This is a genomic window from Acinetobacter sp. 231_lipA, assembly GCF_058243005.1.
In genome coordinates, this window is record NZ_JBZAYU010000001.1 from 1,720,021 (window position 1) to 1,744,680 (window position 24,660).

Genomic DNA, 24,660 nt, shown 5'->3' on the forward strand with positions numbered 1-24,660 from the left:
GTGAATTGAGTGGTCTAAGTAACGGAACTATATTACTTTCTGTCAAATAGGTTGCATGAATTATGAATACCGGTAAAGAAGCCGCATACAAAGCCGAACATAATTAGAAGCATTAAAATGTGGACTGCCACCAGTTGACTTTAACTAATGTAGCGATTTCATTTCATCAAATTATACACTTAAATATTTTTTAAGGTATTGTGTTAGATAAGAAAAATGGTTTTTTTAGTGATGTGGTTCTAGGATTTTAGACCACGCCTATAAGTGATAATCTACTCCCCAATAAGCATGGGAAATGCTTGTTTTTGGAGTCAACCATGACACGAAGAAAACGTCGTAATCATTCAGCAGAGTTTAAAGTTAAAGTTGCTCTCGCAGCAATTAAAGGCGACCACACACTCGCTGAACTTTCTACTCAATTCGATTTACATCAAAACCAAATCATCGATTGGAAAAATCAACTGCTTGAGCAATCAGTCAATATTTTTTCACGACCAACAGCACAACAAGAACCAGAGATTGACCTCAAAGCTCTACATGCCAAGATAGGACATCAGGCATTGCAAATTGATTTTTTAGAAGGTGCGCTCAGAAAAATAGGGCAGCTGAGCGGCAAAAAATGATCGATAAGACCCATCAACTTTCGGTACGACAACAATCGCAATTGATTCAAATCAATCGCAGTACGTTGTATTACAAGCCCAAAGAGATTTCATCAACTGATTTGAGTTGGATGCGTCTAATCGATGAAATTCATCTCGACTACCCATTTATGGGCAGTCGAATGATACGAGATATGCTACAGCGTCAAGGACATCAAATAGGTCGGCGTAAAGTCCGACGTTTAATGCGCTTGATGGGAATACATGCCTTGTATCCAAAACCCAATACCAGTAAGCCTAATCTTGCACACCGTATTTTCCCATATCTGTTGAAAAACATGGTCATCGATCACTCTAATCAAGTCTGGTGTACAGATATAACGTACATTCCTATGGCTAAAGGCTTTGTCTATCTGTGTGCAATTATAGATTGGCATAGTCGTAAAGTACTGGCTCATCGAGTATCGATCAGTATGGAAACAGACTTTTGCATAGATGCGTTGCAAGAAGCAATTGTGAAATATGGTTGTCCTGAGGTGTTTAATACAGACCAAGGCAGTCAATTCACAAGCGAGGCATTTTTGAATGAGTTAAAATTGCGAAATATCCGTATCAGTATGGATGGGAAAGGACGATGGATGGATAATGTAATGATTGAGCGTTTATGGCGCAGCGTGAAGCATGAGGAAGTCTATTTGAAGGCTTACGATACGGTTAAACAAGCGAAACAATCAATTGCTGAATATTTGGATTTTTATAACATGATACGTCCTCATTCAAGTTTGAATAAGGCAACACCGGATGAATTTTATGATCAACATTTACTAAAAGTAATGGCAGCATAATTTAAATATTTAGAGCGGATTTATCACTTATAAAACTGAATTGAGTGGTCTAATTAACGGAACCACATTATCTATTCGGAGCATCCCCAGCGGTTAATTCAAATTTTTTAAAAAAAAACTTAGATCAATTTAAAAAATTTGATAATGACACTTACTACTTGCCTTATGCGACTAGTCTTCGAATGAGTAAGATTGGTTATCAAAGTAGTGCACAATCTACTATCTCTCCTTGTTTTGATAGTCTCAATTCATACATTCATAGTATAAAAGAGGCTTTAGAAACACCTTACCCCTTGTATACGAATATTGGTACCCATAAAAATAACGAATGGGTGCAACTTAATACTAATATTTTGCAAATAGAAAATGAATATTATTCAAATATTAGACCAAAACGAGTTCCATATTCTGGTGAGCGTGTGCTTCATGCATTAAATGCACGTGGGGTACAGTATGTCGAGATACGTTGTTTGGACATTAATCCTTTTTCTTCGTTAGGAATTGATTTAGAGCAAGCTTACTTTTTGGATGCATTTTTATTATTTTGTGCTTTATATAAAAGCCCATCATTAAGTCAAGATAGCCTTAATCAGGCGAATAATAACTTTCACCTTGTGGCTGAAAAGGGGCGAAAGCCAAATTTAGAACTCCAAAATGGAGATAGTTCAATTGCTATGTATGATTGGGCTCAAGAGTTGTTGGCTAATATTAGACCTCTAGCTAATTTACTCGATCATGCAAATGATATTAATAAACATAAAGAAGCTATATATGCTCAACAGGCTAAAATTGAGAATTCATTCTTAACGCCATCCTCTAAGGTCTTAACATATATGTTTCAACATAATATAGGTTTTAATGACTTCGCTTTACATCAATGCCAGCAACATTTGAATAACTTTTCGAAACAGGTTTTGACGGATGAGCGTAAACAATTTTTTGAATCAGTTGCACAAAAGTCTCTTCTTGAGCAAGAAGTGTTAGAGCAGCAGCAAGTCATGGATTTTAATTTGTTTATGAAGAATTATTCAAGTTGAATGCATACTAGTTAAAAAGAAAATGATTAAGTAAATTCGATAGATTAATTTGTATCATGGTTTTATTTTAATTGATTTTAATTTAAACAATTGAAATATTCTTTTCTAACAATCGGTTTGATTACTAGGTTTTTTTTACTTTAACATAAATTATTGATTTAATTTATTTATTTTTTAAGCGTGTTTTTGCTAAAAGATAATTTGATATACAGAAGTGTTAATATAAGAATATTTAATATAAATTTTCTTTTTTTTAAAAAATATATTTTTAATATTTTTTTACTAAATTACTTATTTTTAATAATATTAAATTAATTATGCAAAGCAATAGTATAACTAAAAGATAATTTTCTTCAAAAAATATTAATTATTTTTAATTTACCCCTTTTATACGATGGGGGGGTATAGTATTATGAGTTTAACGATAAGAGAGTATAGTATGATGACTAAATCTAAATGAGAGAAGGTTGAATATATGCCATACAATGATCGTGAGAAGAAACAAGCGCTTACTCGTGTTAGACGTATCAAAGGACAAGTCGCTGCTCTTGAGCAGGCACTTGATGAAGGTACTGAGTGTGGTGTAATTCTTCATCAGCTAGCCGCAGTCCGTGGGGCTGTAAATGGTTTAATGGCGGTTGTACTAGAAAGTTATTTGCGAGAAGAATTTCCAGATAATGAAACTAGAACTAACTCTCAAAGAAAGTCAATTGACGAAACTATTTCTATCGTTAGATCGTATCTTCGTTAATCAGCACCGACTTGATGTTCGGTGCCAAAAACTACATTTGGTCTAAGGAAACGACATCATGAAATCACGTGCAGCAGTTGCTTTTGAGCCGGGGAAACCCCTACAAATTGTTGAGATTGACGTTGAACCGCCTCGTAAGGGAGAGGTTCTAATTAAAATTACGGATACAGGTGTTTGCCATACTGATGCCTTTACTTTATCTGGTGACGATCCAGAAGGATTATTTCCAGTTGTACTTGGGCACGAAGGTGCAGGCATTGTTATAGAGGTTGGGGAGGGTGTAACCAGCGTTAAGCCAGGTGACCATGTTATTCCGCTTTATACAGCTGAATGTGGTGAATGCCTATTCTGTAAATCTGGTAAAACTAACCTTTGTGTTGCTGTTCGTGCTACCCAAGGTAAAGGGTTAATGCCAGATGGGACAACACGTTTCTCATACAATGGTCAGCCTCTTTATCATTACATGGGATGTTCAACTTTCAGTGAATATACCGTGGTTGCTGAGGTTTCTGTTGCAAAAATTAATCCAGATGCAAACCCAGAACATGTTTGTTTATTGGGATGTGGTGTAACTACTGGCATTGGCGCTGTTCATAATACTGCAAAAGTTCAGCCTGGTGATTCGGTAGCAATCTTTGGTCTTGGTGGTATTGGTCTAGCTGCTCTTCAAGGTGCACGTCAGGCAAAAGCTGGTCGTATCATAGCAATTGATACTAATCCTGCTAAATTTGACTTGGCACGTCAATTTGGTGCAACTGAATGTCTTAATCCAAAAGATTATGACAAACCAATTCATGAAGTTTTAATTGAAATGACTGGATGGGGTGTTGATCATACATTCGAATGTATTGGTAACGTGAATGTTATGCGTTCAGCATTAGAAGCGGCTCATCGTGGTTGGGGACAATCGATCATTATCGGTGTAGCTGGTGCAGGCAAGGAAATTTCAACTCGTCCATTCCAGTTGGTGACTGGTCGTACATGGAAAGGCTCGGCTTTTGGTGGTGTTAAAGGTCGTACACAACTTCCAGGAATGGTGGAAGATGCGATGAAAGGTGAGATTGATCTTGCTCCTTTCGTTACCCATACAATGGGCCTTGATGATATTAATAAAGCCTTTGATCTTATGCATGAAGGCAAGTCAATCCGTACGGTTATTAAGTACTAATTAACTAATCTCATATTAAAAATCCATGGTGTGAATTTCACACCATGTCGATCAATTCATCTTAAGGAAAGTAAAATGAGCGAAATTCATATACACCCTTCTCTTGATCATGGGATCCGTCCAAGCCAAGAAAACTTCGACGGTGGAATCTTAGAATGTCTATGCTCAACGGATAAAGTTCAAGTTGAGGTTGGTGCTCAAACATTGCATAACCATGCTTGTGGATGTACTAAATGCTGGAAACCAGAAGGTGCTACGTTCGCTGTAATTGCAGTTGTACCACGTGACAAAGTAAGCGTTGTAGCAAATCCACAAAAGCTTCATATTGTTGATGAGAATGCTGCAATTCAACGTCACGCATGTCGTGAATGTGGAGCGCACCTTTTTGGTCGTATCGAAAATAAAGATCATGCATTCTACGGTTTAGACTTTGTTCATACGGAGCTTTCTCCACAAGAAGGATGGTCTGCTCCTGGTTTTGCAGCTTTTGTTTCGTCTGTGATTGAAAGTGGAACTCCTCCATCAAATATGGATGCTATCCGCAATCGTTTACGTGAACTTAAACTTGAACCTTATGATTGTTTGTCACCGGGCTTAATGGATGCTTTAGCTACACATTCAGCTAAGCAGAAAGGAACGTATAAAGAAGCTTAATTCTCTTTATTAAACTTGAAAAACTGAGGTCGTGATGAAAGAAGAACCCGCTATCAAAACGACCCCACAAACTTCCTCGACTGCATTTGTATATGGTATGCCAGCACATGCAGATCGAGTGAGGGCTGTGGGAGAGGTACATGCCCGTCCACCTTTATTAATACAAGCTCCACGAAACTTATTGCAGTTAGCTTTCTTGACAGAGGGAGATCCAAGCAAGGACCAAATTGCGCTGGATGAACTATCAGATCGCTTTGGCTTGAAAAAAACTCAAAAAGAAGAATCACCACTTCATGGTTTGACTTGGGATGAAGGAAATTTGCATTGTGAAAAACACACAGAATTTTCCACATATCTTTGGTGTGCAGAACTAGATGTACCAACGGGATTGCCTAAAGGTGAAGATCCATTTAAAAATGGCTTTGTTCCACCAGGTGAAATTATCTCAGGTATCTGCTTGCAAGTATTGCCATGGGCTACTGAATCTGAAAAATTGGTAAATCGTTTTGATACAGTCAGTTTGTGCTATTCACTAGTAGAAAATGAAACAGCAGCTATTTTGACTGATTTCAGACAAGATAATGACGGTCTGACCCGGATTCTTATTCTTGATCGTGGTTTGACAGAGGCTCGTGCAGGCGCACTTGCTCAAAGTTTATTAGAGATTGAAACATATCGAACATTGGCATTACTTGCTTTGCCATTAATTCGAACAATGACCTTTGAACTACGTCAGATGGAGCTACGGCTTGCCGCGATCACTGATGAAATGAATAAAGGAACAGAATTAAGACGTGATAATGATGTACTGCTATTTGAACTTACGACGCTTGCAACTGAACTAGAAGCCAATGTGGCAGCGAATCTTTACCGATTTGGCGCCAGTCGTGCTTATTATGAACTCGTTGAAGAACGTTTGAATAGACTTTCAGAAAAGTCTATATCTGGATATTGCACATGGCACGACTTTCTTGAGCGTCGTATCGCTCCAGCGATGAGGACATGTCAATCTGTTAAAGAACGCCAAGCTACTCTTTCTGAAAAATTAACACGTGCTATTTCTCTTTTGCGTTCATGGATCGATGTTGAGTTAGAGCGTCAAAATCGAGATTTGCTCACATCAATGAATAATCGTGCTAGACAACAATTACACCTTCAACAAACGGTAGAAGGTTTATCCGTTGCTGCGATTTCTTATTATGTTGTTAGTTTACTTGCATATTTAGTGAAAGGTATACCTTCAGTTCATGATATAGCAGCGCCTGAATTCACAATTGCGATATTAGTACCGTTAGTGATGTTTTCTATTTGGTGGACAATGCGAAAGATTAGACAAAAGCATAGTGATGTAATACCAGAAAAATAATCATTTTAACGACAAACAAGACCTCTCTAAAAATAAAGGGAGATCACAACTTTTTTGTAATAAGGAAAACGATATGGATCGTGTTGAACATCATGCAATGTTTGGTGGTTGGCAAGACGTTTATCAACATAAATCTGAAGTACTCGGATGCATGATGAAATTTGCTATTTATCTGCCTCCTCAGGTGCATCAAGATAAATTACCAGTACTGTACTGGCTCAGTGGTCTTACCTGCACAGAACAAAATTTTATTACGAAGTCTGCAGCGCAACAATATGCGGCTGAACATGGAATTATTATTGTTGCACCAGATACTAGCCCTCGTGGAGAAAATGTAGCTGACGATCCTGCATATGATCTCGGTCAAGGTGCTGGATTTTATCTGAATGCCACTCAAGATCCTTGGGCTGCACATTTTCAAATGTATGATTATATTGTGCATGAACTTCCAGCGCTAATTGAGGCTCATTTCCCTGCGTCACAAAAACGCGGTATTAGTGGTCATTCAATGGGAGGACATGGGGCATTAACGATTGCCTTACGTAATCCCGAATTATATCTGAGCGTATCAGCTTTTTCGCCTATTGTTAATCCATCCATAGTTCCTTGGGGACAAAAAGCTTTCAATGCTTATTTAGGAGCTGATCAGGAATCATGGAAACAATACGATACTGTTGAATTAGTTAAGAATTCAATTCATAAAATTCCATTATTAGTTGATCAAGGCTTAGGGGATGAATTTCTTGATAGCCAACTTCAACCAGAAAGACTACGAAAAGTATGTACTGAAATGGATCACCCTTTAGTTTTAAACCTAAGAGAAGGTTACGACCATAGTTATTACTTCATTGCGAGCTTTATTCGTGCACATATTGTGCATCATGCTTTAGCTCTTAAGTGCTAGGAAATAGGGAGATAAACTCATGGTAAAGTCTACAGGACGTCATCGTGTTGTTATTATTGGAGCTGGTTTTGGAGGGATAGAGGCTGCAAATAGTCTCGCTGGTGTCAATGTCGATATAACTATTATCGACAGAAGAAATCACCATCTATTTCAACCATTATTGTATCAAGTCGCAGGCTCATCTTTATCAACATCTGAAATCGCTTGGCCTATTCGATATATTTTTCGAAACCGTCCTGAAGTCCGTACCTTAATGGGAGAGGTGCAGGGCATTGAAGTGGGTAGCCGACTAGTTGTTCTTGATGATGGCGAAAAGTTGCATTATGACACTTTAGTTATTGCGACAGGTGCTACTCATGCTTATTTTGGTCATGATGAATGGGAGCGATTTGCACCAGGTTTAAAAACCTTGGGGGATGCAACAAATATTCGAGAACGAATTCTGGCTGCCTTTGAAGAAGCTGAACGTACCAAAGATCCAATCTTAAGAAAGGCTTTACAAACATTTGTGATCATTGGAGGTGGTCCGACGGGAGTTGAGCTATCAGGAACTATTGCAGAACTGGCAAAAGATACGTTATCTCGAGATTTTCGTTTGATAGATCCTCGTGAATCTCGAGTGGTATTGATTGAAGCCGGTCCACGTTTATTATCAGTTTTCCCTGAAAAGTTGTCTAGCTATACCCGTCAGGCACTTGAACAACTTGGTGTTGAGGTTGTACTTGGAACACCAGTGACAAGTTGTTCAGAAGATGGTGTTGTTTATGATGGAAAACAGCTACCTGCAAAAACAATTATTTGGGCTGCTGGCGTACAAGCATCTCCAGCAGCTCGTTGGTTAAATGTTGAATCTGATCGTGCAGGGCGTGTGTTGGTTGATTCAAATCTAACTGTGACAGGGCATCCTGAAATTTTCGTCATTGGTGATACCGCGGCAGTTACTATGGAAGATGGTAAGTTAGTACCAGGTATAGCACCAGCCGCCAAACAACAAGGAAAATATGTTGCGAAAACCATTGATAATCGATTAAAAGGCAAAGATATAAAAGAGCCATTTAAATATCATCATCAAGGTAATCTAGCAACAATTGGACGTAGTCGCGCAGTTGTTGATATGGGTAAATTTCAACTACAAGGAGTACTCGCTTGGTGGTTTTGGAAACTTATACATATTTACTTTTTGATTGGTGTGCAAAGTCGTTTAAACGTTGCCTTAAGTTGGTTGTGGAATCATAGTGTGGGTTATCGTGGTTCAAGACTTATCACAAATGTAAGAAAAGAAGATATTAGTAAATCTATTCCTAAGAATTAAGCTAACTTTAATTTTAGGAATTAATAGAAAATATTTTAATAATTATTAGCTTACGACTTTTTAAGCGATAGAGGGTAGAAACATGAAAACACATTCTTTTGGTGAACCCAATAACATTACTTTATCTAATAATTGTATTGAAGTTCGAGGTGCGCGTGAGCATAACCTTAAGGATGTAGATGTTTCTATCCCAAGAAATGCACTTGTTGTTTTCTCAGGTGTATCGGGTTCGGGAAAATCATCACTTGCTTTTGGGACTATTTTTGCTGAAGCACAAAGAAGATATTTCGAATCTGTTGCACCTTATGCAAGACGCTTAATAGATCAGGCAGGAGTACCAGATGTTGATGCTATTGATGGTCTACCACCAGCAGTAGCATTGCAACAACAACGTGGTGCAAGTAATACCCGTTCTTCTGTTGGAAGTGTAACAACTTTATCAAGTCTCGTGCGAATGATTTATTCGCGTGCGGGTGCATATCCTGCCGATCAGCCAATGTTATATGCCGAGGACTTTTCACCGAACACTCCTCAAGGTGCTTGTCCTACCTGTCATGGTTTAGGTCACATTTATGAAGTTACAGAATCGACAATGGTTCCTGACCCAACACTCAGTATTCGTGAGAGAGCTATCGCATCATGGCCACCTGCTTGGCACGGGCAAAACTTACGCGATATCCTAGTAACCCTAGGGTATGATGTTGATCGACCATGGAAAGATTTACCGCAATCGGATAGAGACTGGATTTTATTTACTGAAGAAACCCCAACAGTTCCTGTCTATGCTGGTTTAAGCCCCGCTGAGACTCAATCTGCACTTAAACGTAAACTAGAATCCAGCTATATGGGCACTTTCACTGGTGCTCGTCGCTATGTCCTTCATACTTTTGCTAATACCCAAAGTACGTTGATGAAAAAACGTGTTTCACGTTTTATGGAAGGAAAAATATGCCCTTCCTGTCATGGTAAACGCCTTAAACCAGAAGCCTTATCTATTACCTTTGCTGGAGTAGATATTGGTGAGTTTATGCAACTTTCTTTGGATAAGTTAACTTGCCTGCTTGAGCCCATTGTTCTTGGCAATTTCGACGCTCATGATGCTGGAGAAAAGACTAATAATAAAGTAACCCAACTTGATAGATCTGAACGAGCAACAACAGGTAGAGCTGTGCATTCTGTATCTCCAGATGTAAGACGTACGTCAGCACTTTCAGATGAAAAGAAAATTGCTGCCCAGCGTTTAGCAAATGGTGTGGTGGGGCGTTTAAATCAATTACGCCAGTTAGGTCTTGGTTATCTAACATTAGATAGAGCCACACCGACTCTTTCAGCGGGAGAGTTACAACGTTTGCGTTTAGCAACACAATTAAGTTCTATGCTATTTGGTGTAGTTTATGTACTGGATGAACCGTCTGCTGGATTACATCCTTCAGATAGTCAGTCATTATATGATTCTCTCGATAAATTAAGAGACGCTGGAAACTCCGTATTTGTTGTAGAGCATGATTTAGAGCTCATGCGTCGTGCTCAATGGTTAGTGGATGTTGGACCAGATGCAGGAGAGCAAGGTGGTAATATTTTATATAGTGGAGTACCTCAGGGTTTAAGTGAGATTTCAGCTTCACGTACTGCAAGTTATTTATTTAATAAAATCCCAGTTACTCAAAGTTATGGACGTACACCCTCTGGTTGGCTTGAACTTAACAATATTTACCGACATAACCTGCATAATGTTGATGCTCGTATACCTCTTGGTGTACTTACAGCAGTTACAGGTATTTCAGGTTCAGGTAAATCTAGTCTCGTTTCTCAAGCTTTACCCGAGTTAGTACTTTCATATTTAGGCAATGAATCTGAAACTGAAAACAATAATGAAAATAATCCTTTAAATGAAGGAATGTTGGTTACCGAGGTTACACAGGGTTCTCTGGCTGGTGATGTGGAGGCTATACAGCGTCTGGTACAGGTTGATCAAAAACCAATTGGCCGTACTCCACGTTCTAATCTGGCAACTTATACGGGTTTATTTGATCATGTTAGAAAGTTATTTGCTGGGACTCCTGAAGCTCGCCAAGCTCATTATGATGCTGGACGTTTTTCGTTTAATGTGGCTAAAGGGCGATGTGAAACTTGTGAAGGTGAAGGCTTTGTCAGTGTAGAATTATTGTTTATGCCAAGTGTATATGCCCCTTGTCCGACATGTCATGGTGCTCGATATAATGATGACACTCTGAAAATTCGCTGGAATGGACGTAATATTGCTGAAGTATTAGGAATGACCGTCAATGAAGCACGTGATTTTTTTGATGGAGAGGTCTCGATTGCTCGTTCACTACAATTATTAAAGGAAATTGGCCTTGGTTATTTACGTTTAGGGCAACCAGCGACTGAACTATCTGGTGGAGAAGCGCAACGTATTAAATTGGCGACCGAGCTGCAACGCAATCAGCGTGGAAATACACTGTATATACTTGATGAGCCAACTACAGGTTTGCATCCATCAGATGTAGATCGATTGTTAGTTCAATTGCAGCGATTAGTCGATGCGGGTAATACCGTGGTTATGATTGAGCATGATATGCGTGCCGTTGCACAAGCAGATTGGGTGATTGATGTGGGACCAGGTGCTGGAAATGCTGGTGGGAATATTGTTGTGGCAGGAACACCAAAACAAATAACAGAAAATCAAGATAGCCGTACTGCTCCATATTTAGTTAATGAGTTAGTGAGTCGTGATACTAAACGTTGATATTGCGAGTGAGTAGAATAAAGACTTAAATTAAAATCCTGTAAAATCAATCAGATATTTTTTTGTTTTAGGTGGTGTGTGAGCATGAAATCTAAAATTTTTTTCAACTAAGGGCTTTGTTGCACAAACCTATCTGTAAAGGGTTTTTCAGCGATATAATTTTCAAATGAAGAAGCCTACACACAAAATCTACCGCACAACCAATTGGCCCGCATATAACCGAGCACTCATGAGTCGCGGAAATATTGCCATTTGGTTTGATCCTGCTACGCAATGGTATGCGCCATCAAAAGGCAAACAAGGGCGAAATCAAACCTACTCCGACGCAGCCATCCAATGCTGCTTAATGATTAAATCCTTATTCCGTCTGTCTTTACGTATGGTCACTGGCTTTGTGCAAAGTCTGATTAAACTTTGCGGATTAAATTGGATAGCTCCAGATTACACCACGCTTTGTAGAAGACAAAAGCATATTGATATTGTAATCAGCTACCAAAAAAGTAGCGATGGGCTGCATCTACTCATGGACTCTACAGGCATGAAGTTTCTAGGTGAGGGCAAATGGAAACGCAAGAAACATGGACCTGAATATCGTCGCCAATGGCGTAAACTACATATTGGTATAGATGCCAAAACCCTGCAAATACGAGCAGTTCAGCTTACAACCAATAATGTCAGTGATTCACAGGTGCTTGGTGATTTACTTAATCAGATTCCACAAGATGAGCAGATTGACTCTGTTTATACCGATGGAGCTTATGACACCAAGCAATGCCGTCAGGTCATTGCAGATCGGCAAGCGCATACGGTGATTCCACCTAGAAAAAATGCGAAACCATGGAAAGATACAAAGAGTAGCTCGCTAGAGCGAAATGAATTACTTCGAACAGTTAAACGTTTAGGCAGGACACTATGGAAAAAATGGTCAGGCTATCATCGGCGAAGTTTGGTTGAAACTAAGATGCACTGCATTAAATTATTAGGAGATAAACTCAGTGCAAGGAGTTTTGATAGCCAAGTGAATGAGATCCATGCACGTGTAGCAGTCCTTAACAGATTTACGGAATTAGGTCGACCACTTACCCAAGTTACGCCTTAAATTTGGCTCAATTAGGGGCGCTTTGCATTTCAAATCTTTGTGCAACAAAGCCCTTAAAAACAAGAAAAAGAGGATTGATAAAATGATGATAAAAAATAAAAAAGCGCCTGATGGCGCTTTCCTTTAATCATATTTATGGCGTCAGAATCACTTTACGACAGTCTTCTTCTTTTTTATCAAAAATACGGTAACCTTCCGCAGCATCTTCCAGTTTCATGCGATGGGTAATAATCAGATCTGGAGACAGATCTCCATTTTCAATATGTTCTAGCAACTGCGGCAAGTAATTATGCACATGAGTTTGTCCCATTTTAAAGGTTAAACCTTTGTCAAAGGCATCACCAAACAGGAAGCCGTGAATTGGACCGGCATAAATTCCAGGTACACTCACCACACCGCCGCGGCGGACCGCTGCAATACATTGTCTTAACGCTGAACCACTCGAACCTTCTAATTTCAGGTTAGTCATTACGGTTTCCAGCATGCTGCCTTTGGCTTCAAAACCGACCGCATCAATGACGGCATCGACTCCACGATAACCCGTGGTATTTTGAATGATAAATTCAGCGGCATCGACTTCATCAAAATTGACCGGAATCACCCCATAGGTTTGATGTGCGAAACTCAGACGATAAGGATGGTGATCGACCATAAAAATCTGCTCGGCACCGAGCATCCGCGCACAGGCAGCAGCCAGCAGACCAACTGGGCCAGCACCATAAATCGCCACACTGGAACCTCGACCAACTTGGGCATTGTTCACTGCTTGCCAGGCGGTTGGTAGAATATCGGTCAGGAATAATACTTTTTCATCAGGCAGGGAGCCTGGCACTTTAAATGGTCCGACATTGCCCTTGGGGATCCGCACATATTCAGCTTGACCACCCGGTATACCACCATATAGATGGCTAAAGCCAAATAAAGCTGCCCCTGGTGGAATCTGTTTTTTATTGAGAATTGCACCACGGCCGGTATTGGTATTTTCACAGGAAGCCATGAGTTCATGTTCACAGAAAAAACAGTGACCACATGCAATCACGAAAGGAATAATGACCCGGTCGCCTTTTTTGACTTCGGTGACTTCAGGGCCGACTTCTTCTACAATTCCCATAAATTCATGGCCGAAAATATCGCCATCTTCAGTGGCCGGAATTTTACCCCGGTATAGGTGCAGATCTGAGCCACAGATGGCAGTCGCTGTCACCCTTAAAATGACGTCATCTGGTTCCTGAATCACTGGATCTGGAACGGATTCAACTCGTACATCCCGAGCACCATGATAGGTAAGAGCACGCATGCGGATTTCCTCTCTCTAGTTCAACATTAAACAGACTCGTATCAAGGCTGCCAAAAATAAAAAACACTTTTATTATAGCCTTATGCGCCAAGAAATCGCTGTAAATTAATGTATGAAATAAGACATCCGAGTGTTTAAAAAATAAATTTATATAGGGTTTACGTAATTCGTGATCTTATGTGTCGAATGAATAGAAAAGAACAGAATTAAAGAAACATCTAGTAATTTCTATAACTTAACCCGAATCACGGATAAGAAATTGACTTGAAAAATAGGAGGACTAGAGCCATCAGTTGAGTTACGACATCAAACCTAAAAGCAAGTTATTGCTCAGAAACGTAAATGATTGCCACTCTGCCGATCAATATATTCAATTCTTCTTAATAGTGGAGTCTGCCTTTTCACAGCATGTGGACTATTAAGCTGGATTATTTCATCTTTTAAAATACATTAGCATTCAATCATTAGATGTTGCTAGATTACCTCTTAGGTGAGATTTTGATTAAATCCATTAAAATATACTGACATATTAAAAAAACAAATACTAAATTAATATTTAGATGATATCTAAACAATATTAGACAGTCGACCGGTATTTATCTGATCTTATGTTTGTCTATGCAAGACATAAAAATGGATAGAAAACATTAAGGGATATGTAATGAATAAAAAACTCGTTGTTTGTCTTTTGGGGATTATGGTATCCCCAGCCTATGCTAATCAGGTTGAAACGAAGATTGTAGAACTGGAAAATCAGATTTTGTTATTAAAGCAACAAATGGAAGATGATCGTAAAGTTCAGCAAAATTTTATAACTCAACAGCAGTTAGTACAAGAAGATCAACAAAAACAGGATATGCCGAAATTACAAGTTTCAGGACATGATCTGAAATTTTATGGACAATTACGGTTAGATGGTGCAATTGATTTCGACGCTTCAAATGGAGGGACATTTGGGAAACTTAATTCAGTACCTTTAGATGGTACAAATGGGAATCGTTCTGAATTTAATTTAACTGCATCTAGATTAGGTGTTGATTTAAAAAAACACATTGATAATAAAAATTTGAATGCTAAGTTGGAAGTTGATTTTTGGGATGGGAGTTCTGGAGACGGGAAACTAAGAATACGTCATGCGTATATTGATTATGATAATTGGTTATTAGGACAAACAGTTTCCTTAATGGGTAACTTAGAAACTGCTACTGAAAGCGTAGATTACACGGCTCTTTTAGGAACATCGTGGGTTCGGTTGCCTCAGGTTAGATACAATTTTGAATTAGATAAACATCATAATCTTAAAACTGCTTTAGAGTATGTAAGTTCTAGATCTTCTGAACTTCCAGCGTTAACTACAAAATATACTTATAAAAAAGGTGATATCACAGGCTTATTACAAGGGTTTTTAAATGAAAAACGTGCATATTTAGCCGATAAAGATGTTGATAAACTCGCTTGGGGAGAGGTGGATCAGGAAATTTGAACAACACTTATAAGTGATATTTTGCTCCCCAAATGATGTTATAAACATCAATATATGGAGTATTTTATGGCACGTAGACCAAGAAGAAATCATTCAAATGATTTTAAAGCTAAGGTAGCACTTGCTGCGATTAAAGCAGAAAAAACACTTGCTGAATTGAGTGCTGAATTTGATGTTCATCAAAACCAAATTATCGACTGGAAAAATCAACTGATTTCAGCTTCCTCGCAAGCTTTCGATCAATCAAAAGCTCCAACAGAACCACCCATCGATCTAAAAAAACTACATGCAAAAATCGGTGAGCAGGCATTAGAAATTGATTTTTTAGAAGGTGTGTTGAAGAAACTGGGCCGCTTCAACCACAAAAGTTAATCGATGACTCACTTCAGATTTCAGTATCTAAGCAAGCTCAGCTGCTGAAAGTCTCCCGTGGTTGTTATTACTATCGCCCAAAACCTGTGAGTGCATCAGATCTGAAGCTGATGCGCTGTATTGATGAATTACATATGCAATACCCTTTTGCAGGTAGCCGTATGATGCGTGATTTGTTGAATCGTCAAGGACATCATATAGGACGACGTCATACACGTACTTTAATGAAGAAAATGGGCATTAATGCGTTATATTGCAAACCAAATTTAAGCCAGGCTAATCAAGCTCACCGCAAATATCCATATCTGCTCAAAGGATTGGCTATTCAGCGCAGTAATCAAGTGTGGTCTACGGATATAACGTATATCCCTATGGCAAAAGGCTTTGTTTATTTATGTGCTGTGATTGATTGGCATAGCCGCAAGGTACTTGCGCATAGAGTATCGATTAGTATGGAGGTTACATTTTGCATAGAAACATTAAATGAAGCTATTGAAAAATATGGTCGACCTGAAATATTTAATACAGACCAAGGCAGTCAGTTTACCAGTGATGCATTTATTGATGTATTGAAATCAAATGACATCCAAATCAGCATGGATGGTAAAGGTCGATGGGTTGATAATGTGATGGTTGAACGATTATGGCGGAGCGTTAAATATGAAGAGGTGTATCTCAAAGCCTACAGCAATGTTTTGGATGCGAAGAAGCAATTAAACGCATATTTTGAATTTTATAATTTGAAACGACCTCATTCGAGTCTGGACAAAATGACTCCAGATGAGTTTTACTATGACCAGCTACCACAACAAAATAAGGTAGCTTAACTAGAGCAGAGTATCACTTATAAATAAGCTTTTAGTTGTTCAAACATGTGGGACCACCTCTTTAGATAGTTAAATTACTAAGGAGTATTTGAGGATGGTATTTATTGCTAGCTTAGTGATGGGGATGTTCATAATAGCTTTTTTTAGTATAATTTTTTATCTGATCAAACCAGCTACCTTCATGTTTACTCTCAAGAGACAATCAGTTGGTCGACTGCAGATTATTGGTTATTGGATTCTTTATCTATTTGCACTGCTTGTATTAATAGGCATGTTCCAATCAGAAGGTGATTCAAGTTCCAGCCTATTAGGTTTTTTTTTAGGAATGACAATTCAAATCTTATTATGTATTTATAGTTCTAAAGAGAAAAATAATATAAAAGTTATAAGAAAGGTTGTACCGCCAAACTTACCAGTAATCTATCCATCTAGCCTTTCAGAACTATGTTCAATAAATAGAAGTGAAGAACAATTCACAAAGCTTACTTCTCCAAACGATATTCCTATTGAAACAGAGTCTACATCAGTACTTCTAGCTCAGACAGCTAATCAATCCGAATGGAAAATTGTGTCTTCTACATCTGAAGTTGTTGATTATGAACATATCTTTATTACTCAACAAAAACAGTTGGAGTCTTCTGTCCAAGGGGGCTCTAAACAAGAGGAAGTGTTAAAAAAAAGAGAAACATTTGAAGAAAGACAAAGATTAATCTCTGCACTGAAGACGGTTTTATTATTAAAACAACGGAAAGTATTTGAAGAAAGACAAAGATTAATCTCTACATTGAAAATAGATTTGTTATTGTTAAAACAGCAGAAATTATTTGAAGAAAAACAAAGTTTAATCTCTACATTGAAGTTAGCTTTATTATGTTTAACACAGCAGAGAGCATTTGAAGCAACGCAAAGATTGCAATTAATACAGACTAATACCCCAGTTCAAGATTTACTTAAGGAACACAAAACTTCTTTGGAGGTTGAATCATATCAAAAGAACTTCGAATCAGAACAAAATATCTCACAGTCAGACTCAAGTCAGATTGGAGATGAAGAAAATTTTGTGACATTCCAATTAGAACCTAAAAATGATTTCAATGAAACAATCATCTCACTTATTCCCAAAGTATCTCATTCGATTCTTTCTTCCCATGAGCCTGAGCAATCTTCAAAGAATTTAGAGTCAAATGCTAGCGTAAGCCAGCCAGAATTAAATCAGATTGGAGATGAAGAAAATTTTGTGACATTCCAATTAGAATCTGAAAATCATATAAATGAAAAAATCATACCATCTGCACCAGAGATATATCAGCAAATAGATCCAGTATGGGTTTCTTCAGACAAGAATGTCGAAATAAATGGATTCACTATACATGGTGGAATGTTTTATCTAGGAACTAAAAGGCAATACATTTCTTTCAACACTGAACCTTCTTTTATTGATGTATCATTATCAATTTCAAGTCGTAAAGTAGATATAGCCGAACGTTTAATAGGATATTGGCCTAGTTATACTCATATCTCTCCTAAAGCAAGGCGTGCATATTTGGATTGGTTGGCAGGTGGACGATCTAATCCAATAGCTGATATTGGTTATGTTTTTCTATTTTTTTATGGGTTAGAACGACGTGCTCTAGTAGATGCACAAACAGATTTACAAGCTAAACAAGAAATACCCGATATTATTAAGGAAGTAACCAGGTTATTATCCATCTATGGAAGTAATGGTTCATTTAAAGGTTATGCTTTAAGATTTATAGATTATGTGTCTTTTGATACGGTTGTTGCACAAAGCTATGAACCGTACCGGGTTTGTCGGAGACTTTTTTATTTAAGTTAGGCCACCTGACCTAACGGGTTAATCTTATCATAGTACATTGCTTCAAACTCAAAAGGCGATACATAACCCAGTGCACTGTGTACACGCTTTTTATTGAACCAATCTACCCAGTTTAGTGTCGCAAGTTGTACATCTGCTAAACCTTGCCAATCTGCTTTTAAATATTCAATCACCTCTGTTTTGTATAAGCCATTCACCGTTTCAGCCAGAGCATTATCGTATGAATCACCAGTCGTACCGACTGATGCTCGTAAATTTGCAGCTTCTAAACGATTGGTATAGCGAATAGAAAGATATTGAACACCTCTATCGGAATGATGAATCACATTCTTTGGCATGCCTCGATCGTGCAATGCTTGCTCCAATGCATCGAGCACCATATCTGTATTCATCCGTGTAGATACTTTCCATCCAACAATTGCTCGTGAGAACACATCAATAACAAATGCGGTATATACCCAGCCTGAATGAGTTTGAATATAGGTAAAGTCACCCACCCATAGTTGGTTTGGATGATCAGCACTAAAATTGCGTTTCACCAAGTCATCTGCTCGTTTTTGATCATCTCGGCTACGGGTAGTTTGTTTATTCTTACCACGCCAAACACCTTGTATACCTAGTTTTTGCATCAATCGAGCAACTGTACAGCGCGCAATAATATAGCCTTCACGTTTCAGTTTTTGCCAAACTTTACGTACACCATATCGACCTGAACTTTCCTTCCAAATTCGTTTAATTTGTTCAGCATGATGCAAGTCATGTAAATCTCGTTTCGCTCGATGTTCTGGATTGTCCGCGAGATCTAAAGTCCGGTAATAGGTTGAAGGTGCGATAGGTAAAATTCTACAAATCGCCTCGACTCCGTACAGCTCTTTATTATTATGGATAAAATCCACCATTATTTGTGTGGGCGGTCGAGCTCCGCCTGGGCGAAAAAAGCGGCTGCTTTGCGTAGAATTTCATTGGCTCGTTGCAGTTCTTTATTTTCGCGTTCAAGTTGTTTAATGCGTTCTTGGTCTGAAAGCTGCTGTACTTTGATTGGATTCTGTTGATTCAAATACTTCTGATGCCAGGAACGTAGTGTTTCAGGAGTACAGCCAATCTTAGGTGCAATTGCTGTGATTGCAGCCCAAGTAGAAGGATAATCTTTTTCAGATTCAATCAATAATTGAATCGCTCTTTCTCTGATTTCAGGGGTATATTTTAATTTTGTCATCGGGATAGTCTCTCAGAATATTGACTCTCCGACAAACCCGGTACGGTTCACTATTTGAAACAACCTTCTGAAATATTGAATACTCCATATGAACTTCCATTAAGTTATCGTATAGCATTAGGACAACTGGTAGTTGATAAATATCCATTACCGGTAGATTGGGCACTTGCTTGGGTTTTAATAGACCGTAATATTAGTAAACGAACACCAGTAACACGTTGTGCTGATTATTTTGCAGCTTTATTCAAACAAAACTATCAGGCTACTTATGGTAATGGTTTTGTACTTTCTCCCAATCGCACTAAGCTTAAGCTTACCTATTTCCCCGCATCATCTGCTATTTCAAGAAACTTATCAAAAAATATCGATGATCTTCCTGATGTATCTGCAGTATCAAAGCATATTAAAAAGTTACAGGCATTAGTTGATCAGACTACAGAACAGTTAGAACCTTATAGTCGTTATCTTGGGCGAAATCCAGATTCTGTGAGTACATCTGATGTTATTTTGTTTTTACCAATAAATCTTTGGCCTGAAAAGTTAATAGCTGTGATTGAAGAGTTTAAGGAAAAAACCTCGCAGAATCCATTAGCTATTGAGTTGAAAACCTTTTTGATGAAGTTGGGCTGTAATGTGCTGTTATCTCGTAATCAATTTGTTGAACTGGTACGTAACCTAGAAAATATAGGATTAGGGATTGAGCCCGATATATTTATTGGGTCAAAAGCACTAAAGCCCGATGAGTTGATAGTATTGTTTAAAATAAGAAATACCAATGTTAATTTTAGGACTGAACCAGCTTATCATGTGGCGAATGTAACTTTGGACTTGGCAAGTGCTGTGGCTTTAGCCGATGGAAAGATTTCTGAAATAGAGCTTGAATTACTAAAGCGTATAATAGAATCTTGGGTGCATTTAAGTCCTGAGCAACACGAGCGTTTAAAAGCATTTTTACAACTTAAGATTAAACAACCTAGTTCTTTGATGAGTTTAAAGAAAAAATTAGAATTATTATCAGGTGAAAATAGAAGATCTATAGCTCAAATTCTGGTTCAATTGGCTCAAGTGGATGGGGTGGTTGAACCTGCTGAAGTGAAACTTTTGGAGCGAATCTATGTGGTTCTACAATTAGAGAAACAACAAGTTTATAAAGATTTGCATGTTTCATCTACGAACATACAACTTCAGCCAACGAGAAATGTTTTTACTACATCTGATAATGCAACCAAATTCAAATTGGATGTTGAACGTATTGCTAGTCTACAAAAAGAAACTGCACTTGTTTCTAATTTGTTGGCAAATGTTTTTGTAGATGAAGCAATACAAGCAGAGACAGAGATAGCAATTGAGTCAGAAGTTGATGAACAACAGAATAATCATAGTTTATTAGGATTAGATATTGATCATTCAGCATTCCTACATCGATTGATCACCCGTCCTCAGTGGAGTCGAGATGAATTATTAAATTTAGCAGCTGATTTTGATTTGATGTTAGATGGAGCCCTTGAAAATATTAATGAGTCAGCACTTGATAATCTGGGTGAACAGATTATTGAGGGGGATGATCTTTTAGAAGTTAACCAGAGTTTATTAGAGAAAATAGAAATATGAGTACGATAAAAGCAAAAGATAGAGATGCTGTTATCCAATCACTACGTGCAGGAGTTGTACCTCGGATAGGGCAACATCTTATTCAAGTTGGTCGTGTGAAGGAAATTGAAGCTCTTATTCAAAACATTGATCGTATTGCTGAGGGTGGAGCGACATTTAAGGTTGTTATTGGTGAATATGGTGCAGGGAAAACCTTTTTTCTAAATCTTATTCGAGCAATAGGCATGGAAAAAAAGTTAGTCACTATGCATGCAGATTTAAATCCAGACAGAAGGCTTTATGCTTCAGGAGGTCAAGCACGCTCTTTATATGCTGAACTAACTAAGAATATGTCCACACGAACAAAACCTGATGGTGGAGCATTGCAAGGGATTGTTGAGAAGTTTATTGCTCAGGCTAAATCAGAAGCTAAGTCTTCCGGAAGGACTAATGAAGAAGTTATTCATGCACATCTTGTTGAATTAACAGAAATGGTTAATGGTTATGATTTTGCAGAAGTAATTGCAGCATATTGCAAAGGTTTTGACGAGGGAAATGAACAACTCAAAGCTGATGCAATACGTTGGTTGCGTGGAGAGTTTTCCACTAAAACTGATGCTAGAGCAGCATTAGGCGTACGAACAATTGTTGATGATGCATCAATATATGATCAAATTAAATTACTTTCCCGTTTTGTTCGCTTAGCTGGATACAGTGGTTTACTAGTTTGTCTTGATGAGTTGGTTAATTTGTACAAGCTTTCAAATACACAGGCACGTAATGCGAATTATGAGCAGATCTTACGAATCCTCAATGATTCATTACAAGGTACTGTAGAGGGGTTAGGCTTTATTTTAGGTGGAACCCCAGAATTCCTATTAGATACACGTCGTGGGCTTTACAGTTATGCTGCTTTGCAATCTCGTCTTGCAGAAAACTCCTTTGTACGTTCAGGCTTAGTTGATTATTCTGGACCAGTTTTAAGGTTATCCAGTCTTACTCCTGAAGATTTATATGTGCTGATGCAAAAGATTCGTCATGTATATGCATTGGGTGATCAACAAAAATATGGTTTACCAGACGAAGCTATTCCTGCATTTATGGCTCATTGTGCCACTCGTCTAGGAGATGCTTATTTCCGCACTCCTCGGACAACCATTACTGCCTTTATTAACTTGTTGTCTGTTCTTGAGCAAAACCCCGGAATTGATTGGAAAGAGCTTATAGGTGAGTTACAAATTGAGGTAGACCATGGCGGAGTTTTTGAACATGCTGTAGAGGGTGATGATGAATTTGCCAGCTTCCAACTATGAACAATCTGGATTTGAATTACTTGATAGACGTATCCAACAATGGATTTGGTCAGAAGGTTGGTCAAGTCTAAGAGATGCTCAAAACCAAGCAATTCCAGCATTGATTAGTGCTAATCAGGATGTGATTATTGCTGCTGCTACAGCCTCTGGTAAAACAGAGGCTGCTTTCTTTCCAATTTTAACGCACTTGTTGAATGAAGATAATAATAAAGGAGTGGTACTGTATATCAGTCCATTGAAAGCTCTTATTAATGATCAATGGGATCGCCTTTCAGACCTTTGTGAAACATTGGATATACCAGTTATTGGCTGGCATGGAGACATCGCGCAATCCAAGAAGCAAAAATTTTTGAAAAAACCCCATGGAATATTATTGATCACTCCTGAATCTCTAGAGGCCTTATTTGTTAATCGTGGAACTTCTGTTGCAGGTCTTTTTACTAATCTAAAATATATAGTAGTAGATGAATTGCATGCCTTCATAGGTGTGGAAAGGGGAAAGCAACTTCAAGCATTAATGCACAGAGCTGAATTAGCTTCACAGAAAGTTGTGTCACGAGTAGAGTTGTCAGCAACTCTCGGTGACATGAGTTTGGCGGCTGAATTTCTTAGGAATAAGAACCCTGAAAGAGTCAAAATTATTGTATCAAGAAATCAGGGTCAGACACTCAAAGTTCTTGTCAAAGGTTATATCAATACCGTGTCTGTAAATGAAAAAGATGATTCTAAATCCTCAATAGATGCATCATTTCAAATAGGTTCTACACAAGCTATCGCTAAACATCTTTATGCCTCATTAAGAAATACAAGTAATTTGATTTTCCCAAACTCACGTCAAGAAGTAGAAAAATACTCTGATTATCTTCGTCATTTGTGTGAATTAGATAAAACTCCGAATGTTTTTTGGCCTCATCACGGCAATTTATCAAAGGAAATAAGAGAGGAAACCGAAAAAGCTTTAAAAGACAAGTCACGTCCAGCAACAGCGATTTGCACTACCACTCTTGAGTTGGGTATTGATATTGGTGCAGTCCAAAGCATTGCTCAAATTGGCTCTCCACCTTCAGTTGCGAGTCTTCGTCAGCGGCTAGGTCGCTCGGGTAGAAGAAAAGGTGAAGCTGCTATATTAAGAAATTATTGTATTGAGCCTGAAATTACAGATAAGTCTGGTTTTTCTGATTGTATTCATGAAGGGTTATTACAAACTATAGCGATGATTGTTCTTTTGATAGAAAATTGGTTTGAGCCTCCTCAAGCTAAAGGGCTTCACGCTTCAACACTAGTTCAGCAAATACTGTCAGTCATCGCTGAAAAGGGTGGTGCGAGTGCTAATGATTTATGGAGTATTTTGGTTGAAACTGGACCCTTCTCAAATATAGAAAAGCATGATTTTATAATATTGCTTCGATATTTAGGTCAAAAAAAGCTGATCACTCAAGAAAGCTCTGGACTATTGTTGCATGGTGAATTAGGAGAAAAGTTAGTAAATCACTATGAGTTTTACAGTGCTTTTATTTCCAATGAAGAATATCGAATAGAGTCCAACGGAAAGTCCCTTGGTTCGATTTCACTTAAAAATCCGTTGACTCCTAATATGGGGTTAATTTTTGCAGGACGTAGGTGGCGTGTACTAGAAATTAATTCAGAAGCCAAAATAATAATGGTGATGCCGGACAAAGGGGGAGCTATTCCTTATTTTGAAAACACTGGTACAGCTATGGTACATAGTAGAATTCGACAAAGGATGAAAGAAATACTCTTACATAGTCAAGAGATTCCATTTTTGGATGCCACAGCACAAAAAATGCTGGCAGAAGCTAGGGAATATTTTCGAGTATCTAATTTAGAGAATACCTTTATAAGGGAAATGGGTGGAAGTACTCTTCTGTTTACATGGCAAGGGGATAGGGTGAATAATACGCTAGTATTGATGCTAGGATCATTAGGGCTAGATGCTTCAAATGAAGGTGTACATATCTGCATTTCAAATTCAAAAAAATCTATACTACATGCTACTGTCAAGAAATTACTTTCTAACGGGATTATAACGCCTGCTCAATTATTGAAAGAGGTTAAAAACCTTGAAAGCGAAAAGTGGGATTGGGCACTTCCGAAGACTGTTCTTGATAAATCTTATGCCTCGGTTGCTTTGGAAATTGAGTTGGCTATGGATTTTCTAGTAAAAGTTTTAGAGGAAACTAATATTAATAAAGTATGCAATTAAATTTCTATAGCTAT

The 24,660-nt window shown here is 38.1% G+C and carries 17 protein-coding genes, 2 pseudogenes and 1 other annotated feature; of the genes and pseudogenes, 16 read left to right on the forward strand and 3 right to left on the reverse strand.

Annotation, left to right across the window (positions count from 1 at the left end; genetic code table 11):
- Window positions 1–317: 317 nt before the first annotated feature.
- From AC4CUX_RS08480 to AC4CUX_RS08525, 10 genes and pseudogenes are all read left to right on the forward strand, one after another.
- Window positions 318–1,447 (forward strand): IS3-like element ISAcsp5 family transposase gene (locus AC4CUX_RS08480; protein WP_100607972.1). Its coding sequence is split into 2 segments (ribosomal slippage): window positions 318–570 and window positions 570–1,447, totalling 1,131 coding nucleotides; the frame shifts between segments, so codons are not numbered across the junction.
- 80 nt (window positions 1,448–1,527) lie between these two features.
- A pseudogene (locus AC4CUX_RS08485) lies at window positions 1,528–2,484 on the forward strand (glutamate--cysteine ligase); the annotation flags it as partial.
- 475 nt (window positions 2,485–2,959) lie between these two features.
- Window positions 2,960–3,235, forward strand: a complete 276-nt coding sequence (frmR, locus tag AC4CUX_RS08490) for a formaldehyde-responsive transcriptional repressor FrmR (protein ID WP_001146646.1) — start codon at window positions 2,960–2,962, stop codon at window positions 3,233–3,235.
- Between the two features lie 58 nt (window positions 3,236–3,293).
- Entirely contained in the window at window positions 3,294–4,403 is a 1,110-nt protein-coding gene (locus tag AC4CUX_RS08495; protein ID WP_000842133.1) for an S-(hydroxymethyl)glutathione dehydrogenase/class III alcohol dehydrogenase, read from the forward strand.
- A 75-nt stretch (window positions 4,404–4,478) separates the two neighbouring features.
- Window positions 4,479–5,057 (forward strand): S-(hydroxymethyl)glutathione synthase, encoded by a 579-nt coding sequence (gene gfa, locus AC4CUX_RS08500; RefSeq protein WP_001289504.1) that lies wholly within the window; start codon window positions 4,479–4,481, stop codon window positions 5,055–5,057.
- A gap of 34 nt (window positions 5,058–5,091) precedes the next feature.
- A complete protein-coding gene (locus tag AC4CUX_RS08505) occupies window positions 5,092–6,423 on the forward strand; it encodes a DUF3422 family protein (RefSeq protein ID WP_000657000.1) in 1,332 nt (443 codons plus the stop codon).
- 73 nt (window positions 6,424–6,496) lie between these two features.
- Window positions 6,497–7,327, forward strand: a complete 831-nt coding sequence (gene fghA, locus AC4CUX_RS08510) for an S-formylglutathione hydrolase (protein ID WP_000376303.1) — start codon at window positions 6,497–6,499, stop codon at window positions 7,325–7,327.
- Between the two features lie 19 nt (window positions 7,328–7,346).
- Window positions 7,347–8,639 carry an NAD(P)/FAD-dependent oxidoreductase gene (locus tag AC4CUX_RS08515; RefSeq protein WP_005006190.1) on the forward strand — a complete coding sequence of 431 codons (1,293 nt, stop codon included), beginning with the start codon at window positions 7,347–7,349 and terminating at the stop codon, window positions 8,637–8,639.
- A gap of 82 nt (window positions 8,640–8,721) precedes the next feature.
- The gene (locus AC4CUX_RS08520; RefSeq protein ID WP_005006193.1) at window positions 8,722–11,388 is read left to right on the forward strand and encodes an excinuclease ABC subunit UvrA; all 2,667 of its coding nucleotides are present in this window, start codon (window positions 8,722–8,724) and stop codon (window positions 11,386–11,388) included.
- A 166-nt stretch (window positions 11,389–11,554) separates the two neighbouring features.
- A complete protein-coding gene (locus AC4CUX_RS08525) occupies window positions 11,555–12,487 on the forward strand; it encodes an IS5 family transposase (RefSeq protein ID WP_490792331.1) in 933 nt (310 codons plus the stop codon).
- Window positions 12,488–12,620: 133 nt separating this feature from the next.
- Here AC4CUX_RS08525 and AC4CUX_RS08530 read toward each other — a convergent pair whose 3' ends face one another.
- On the reverse strand, window positions 12,621–13,784 hold the full coding sequence (locus AC4CUX_RS08530) for a zinc-dependent alcohol dehydrogenase (protein ID WP_005006199.1): 1,164 nt from the start codon (window positions 13,782–13,784) through the stop codon (window positions 12,621–12,623).
- 333 nt (window positions 13,785–14,117) lie between these two features.
- Window positions 14,118–14,231, reverse strand: a pseudogene (locus AC4CUX_RS08535) (IS4 family transposase); the annotation flags it as partial.
- A gap of 214 nt (window positions 14,232–14,445) precedes the next feature.
- Here AC4CUX_RS08535 and AC4CUX_RS08540 point away from each other — a divergent pair.
- The 3 genes from AC4CUX_RS08540 (at window position 14,446) to AC4CUX_RS08550 (ending at window position 18,303) form a co-directional block, all read left to right on the forward strand.
- Window positions 14,446–15,267, forward strand: coding sequence for a DcaP family trimeric outer membrane transporter (locus tag AC4CUX_RS08540; protein ID WP_005006200.1), 822 nt, complete (start codon window positions 14,446–14,448; stop codon window positions 15,265–15,267).
- A gap of 66 nt (window positions 15,268–15,333) precedes the next feature.
- A protein-coding gene (locus AC4CUX_RS08545; protein ID WP_227555100.1) for an IS3 family transposase occupies window positions 15,334–16,466 on the forward strand; the annotation gives its coding sequence in 2 pieces (ribosomal slippage) (window positions 15,334–15,586 and window positions 15,586–16,466; 1,134 coding nt in all).
- Window positions 16,467–16,560: 94 nt separating this feature from the next.
- Entirely contained in the window at window positions 16,561–18,303 is a 1,743-nt protein-coding gene (locus AC4CUX_RS08550) for a TerB N-terminal domain-containing protein (protein ID WP_490792332.1), read from the forward strand.
- Here the strand turns inward: AC4CUX_RS08550 and AC4CUX_RS08555 are convergent.
- Window positions 18,300–19,519, reverse strand: a protein-coding gene (locus AC4CUX_RS08555) for an IS3 family transposase (RefSeq protein ID WP_490792333.1) whose coding sequence is annotated in 2 segments (ribosomal slippage) — window positions 18,300–19,243 and window positions 19,243–19,519 — 1,221 coding nt in all. Because the reading frame shifts where the segments join, the coding sequence is not laid out codon by codon here. The two genes, AC4CUX_RS08550 and AC4CUX_RS08555, sit on opposite strands and share 4 nt — an antisense overlap.
- Window positions 19,128–19,244, reverse strand: a sequence feature (AL1L pseudoknot). Its footprint overlaps the gene before it by 117 nt.
- Before the next feature lie 54 nt (window positions 19,520–19,573).
- Here AC4CUX_RS08555 and AC4CUX_RS08560 point away from each other — a divergent pair.
- Genes AC4CUX_RS08560 through AC4CUX_RS08570 form a run of 3 tightly spaced genes read left to right on the forward strand, consistent with a single transcriptional unit; the run spans window position 19,574 to window position 24,646 of the window.
- Window positions 19,574–21,130 carry a tellurite resistance TerB family protein gene (locus tag AC4CUX_RS08560; protein WP_490792334.1) on the forward strand — a complete coding sequence of 519 codons (1,557 nt, stop codon included), beginning with the start codon at window positions 19,574–19,576 and terminating at the stop codon, window positions 21,128–21,130.
- Window positions 21,127–22,422 (forward strand): ATP-binding protein, encoded by a 1,296-nt coding sequence (locus AC4CUX_RS08565; RefSeq protein WP_221260596.1) that lies wholly within the window; start codon window positions 21,127–21,129, stop codon window positions 22,420–22,422. Before AC4CUX_RS08560 ends, AC4CUX_RS08565 begins: the two co-directional genes overlap by 4 nt.
- Complete coding sequence (locus tag AC4CUX_RS08570) at window positions 22,397–24,646, forward strand: DEAD/DEAH box helicase (RefSeq protein WP_490792335.1); 2,250 nt, start codon at window positions 22,397–22,399, stop codon at window positions 24,644–24,646. The genes AC4CUX_RS08565 and AC4CUX_RS08570 overlap by 26 nt, the downstream gene beginning before the upstream one ends.
- The last annotated feature ends 14 nt before the right edge of the window (window positions 24,647–24,660 follow it).

Excerpts from the sequence above, each read along its gene's own strand:
- AC4CUX_RS08495 (WP_000842133.1), top strand. The coding sequence starts at position 3,294 with ATGAAATCACGTGCAGCAGTTGCTTTTGAGCCGGGGAAACCCCTACAA.
- AC4CUX_RS08530 (WP_005006199.1), bottom strand. The coding sequence starts at position 13,784 with ATGCGTGCTCTTACCTATCATGGTGCTCGGGATGTACGAGTTGAATCC.
- AC4CUX_RS08570 (WP_490792335.1), top strand. The coding sequence starts at position 22,397 with ATGAATTTGCCAGCTTCCAACTATGAACAATCTGGATTTGAATTACTT.
- AC4CUX_RS08565 (WP_221260596.1), top strand. The coding sequence starts at position 21,127 with ATGAGTACGATAAAAGCAAAAGATAGAGATGCTGTTATCCAATCACTA.
- AC4CUX_RS08515 (WP_005006190.1), top strand. The coding sequence starts at position 7,347 with ATGGTAAAGTCTACAGGACGTCATCGTGTTGTTATTATTGGAGCTGGT.
- fghA (WP_000376303.1), top strand. The coding sequence starts at position 6,497 with ATGGATCGTGTTGAACATCATGCAATGTTTGGTGGTTGGCAAGACGTT.
- AC4CUX_RS08550 (WP_490792332.1), top strand. The coding sequence starts at position 16,561 with ATGGTATTTATTGCTAGCTTAGTGATGGGGATGTTCATAATAGCTTTT.
- AC4CUX_RS08525 (WP_490792331.1), top strand. The coding sequence starts at position 11,555 with ATGAAGAAGCCTACACACAAAATCTACCGCACAACCAATTGGCCCGCA.
- AC4CUX_RS08505 (WP_000657000.1), top strand. The coding sequence starts at position 5,092 with ATGAAAGAAGAACCCGCTATCAAAACGACCCCACAAACTTCCTCGACT.
- gfa (WP_001289504.1), top strand. The coding sequence starts at position 4,479 with ATGAGCGAAATTCATATACACCCTTCTCTTGATCATGGGATCCGTCCA.
- AC4CUX_RS08520 (WP_005006193.1), top strand. The coding sequence starts at position 8,722 with ATGAAAACACATTCTTTTGGTGAACCCAATAACATTACTTTATCTAAT.
- frmR (WP_001146646.1), top strand. The coding sequence starts at position 2,960 with ATGCCATACAATGATCGTGAGAAGAAACAAGCGCTTACTCGTGTTAGA.
- AC4CUX_RS08540 (WP_005006200.1), top strand. The coding sequence starts at position 14,446 with ATGAATAAAAAACTCGTTGTTTGTCTTTTGGGGATTATGGTATCCCCA.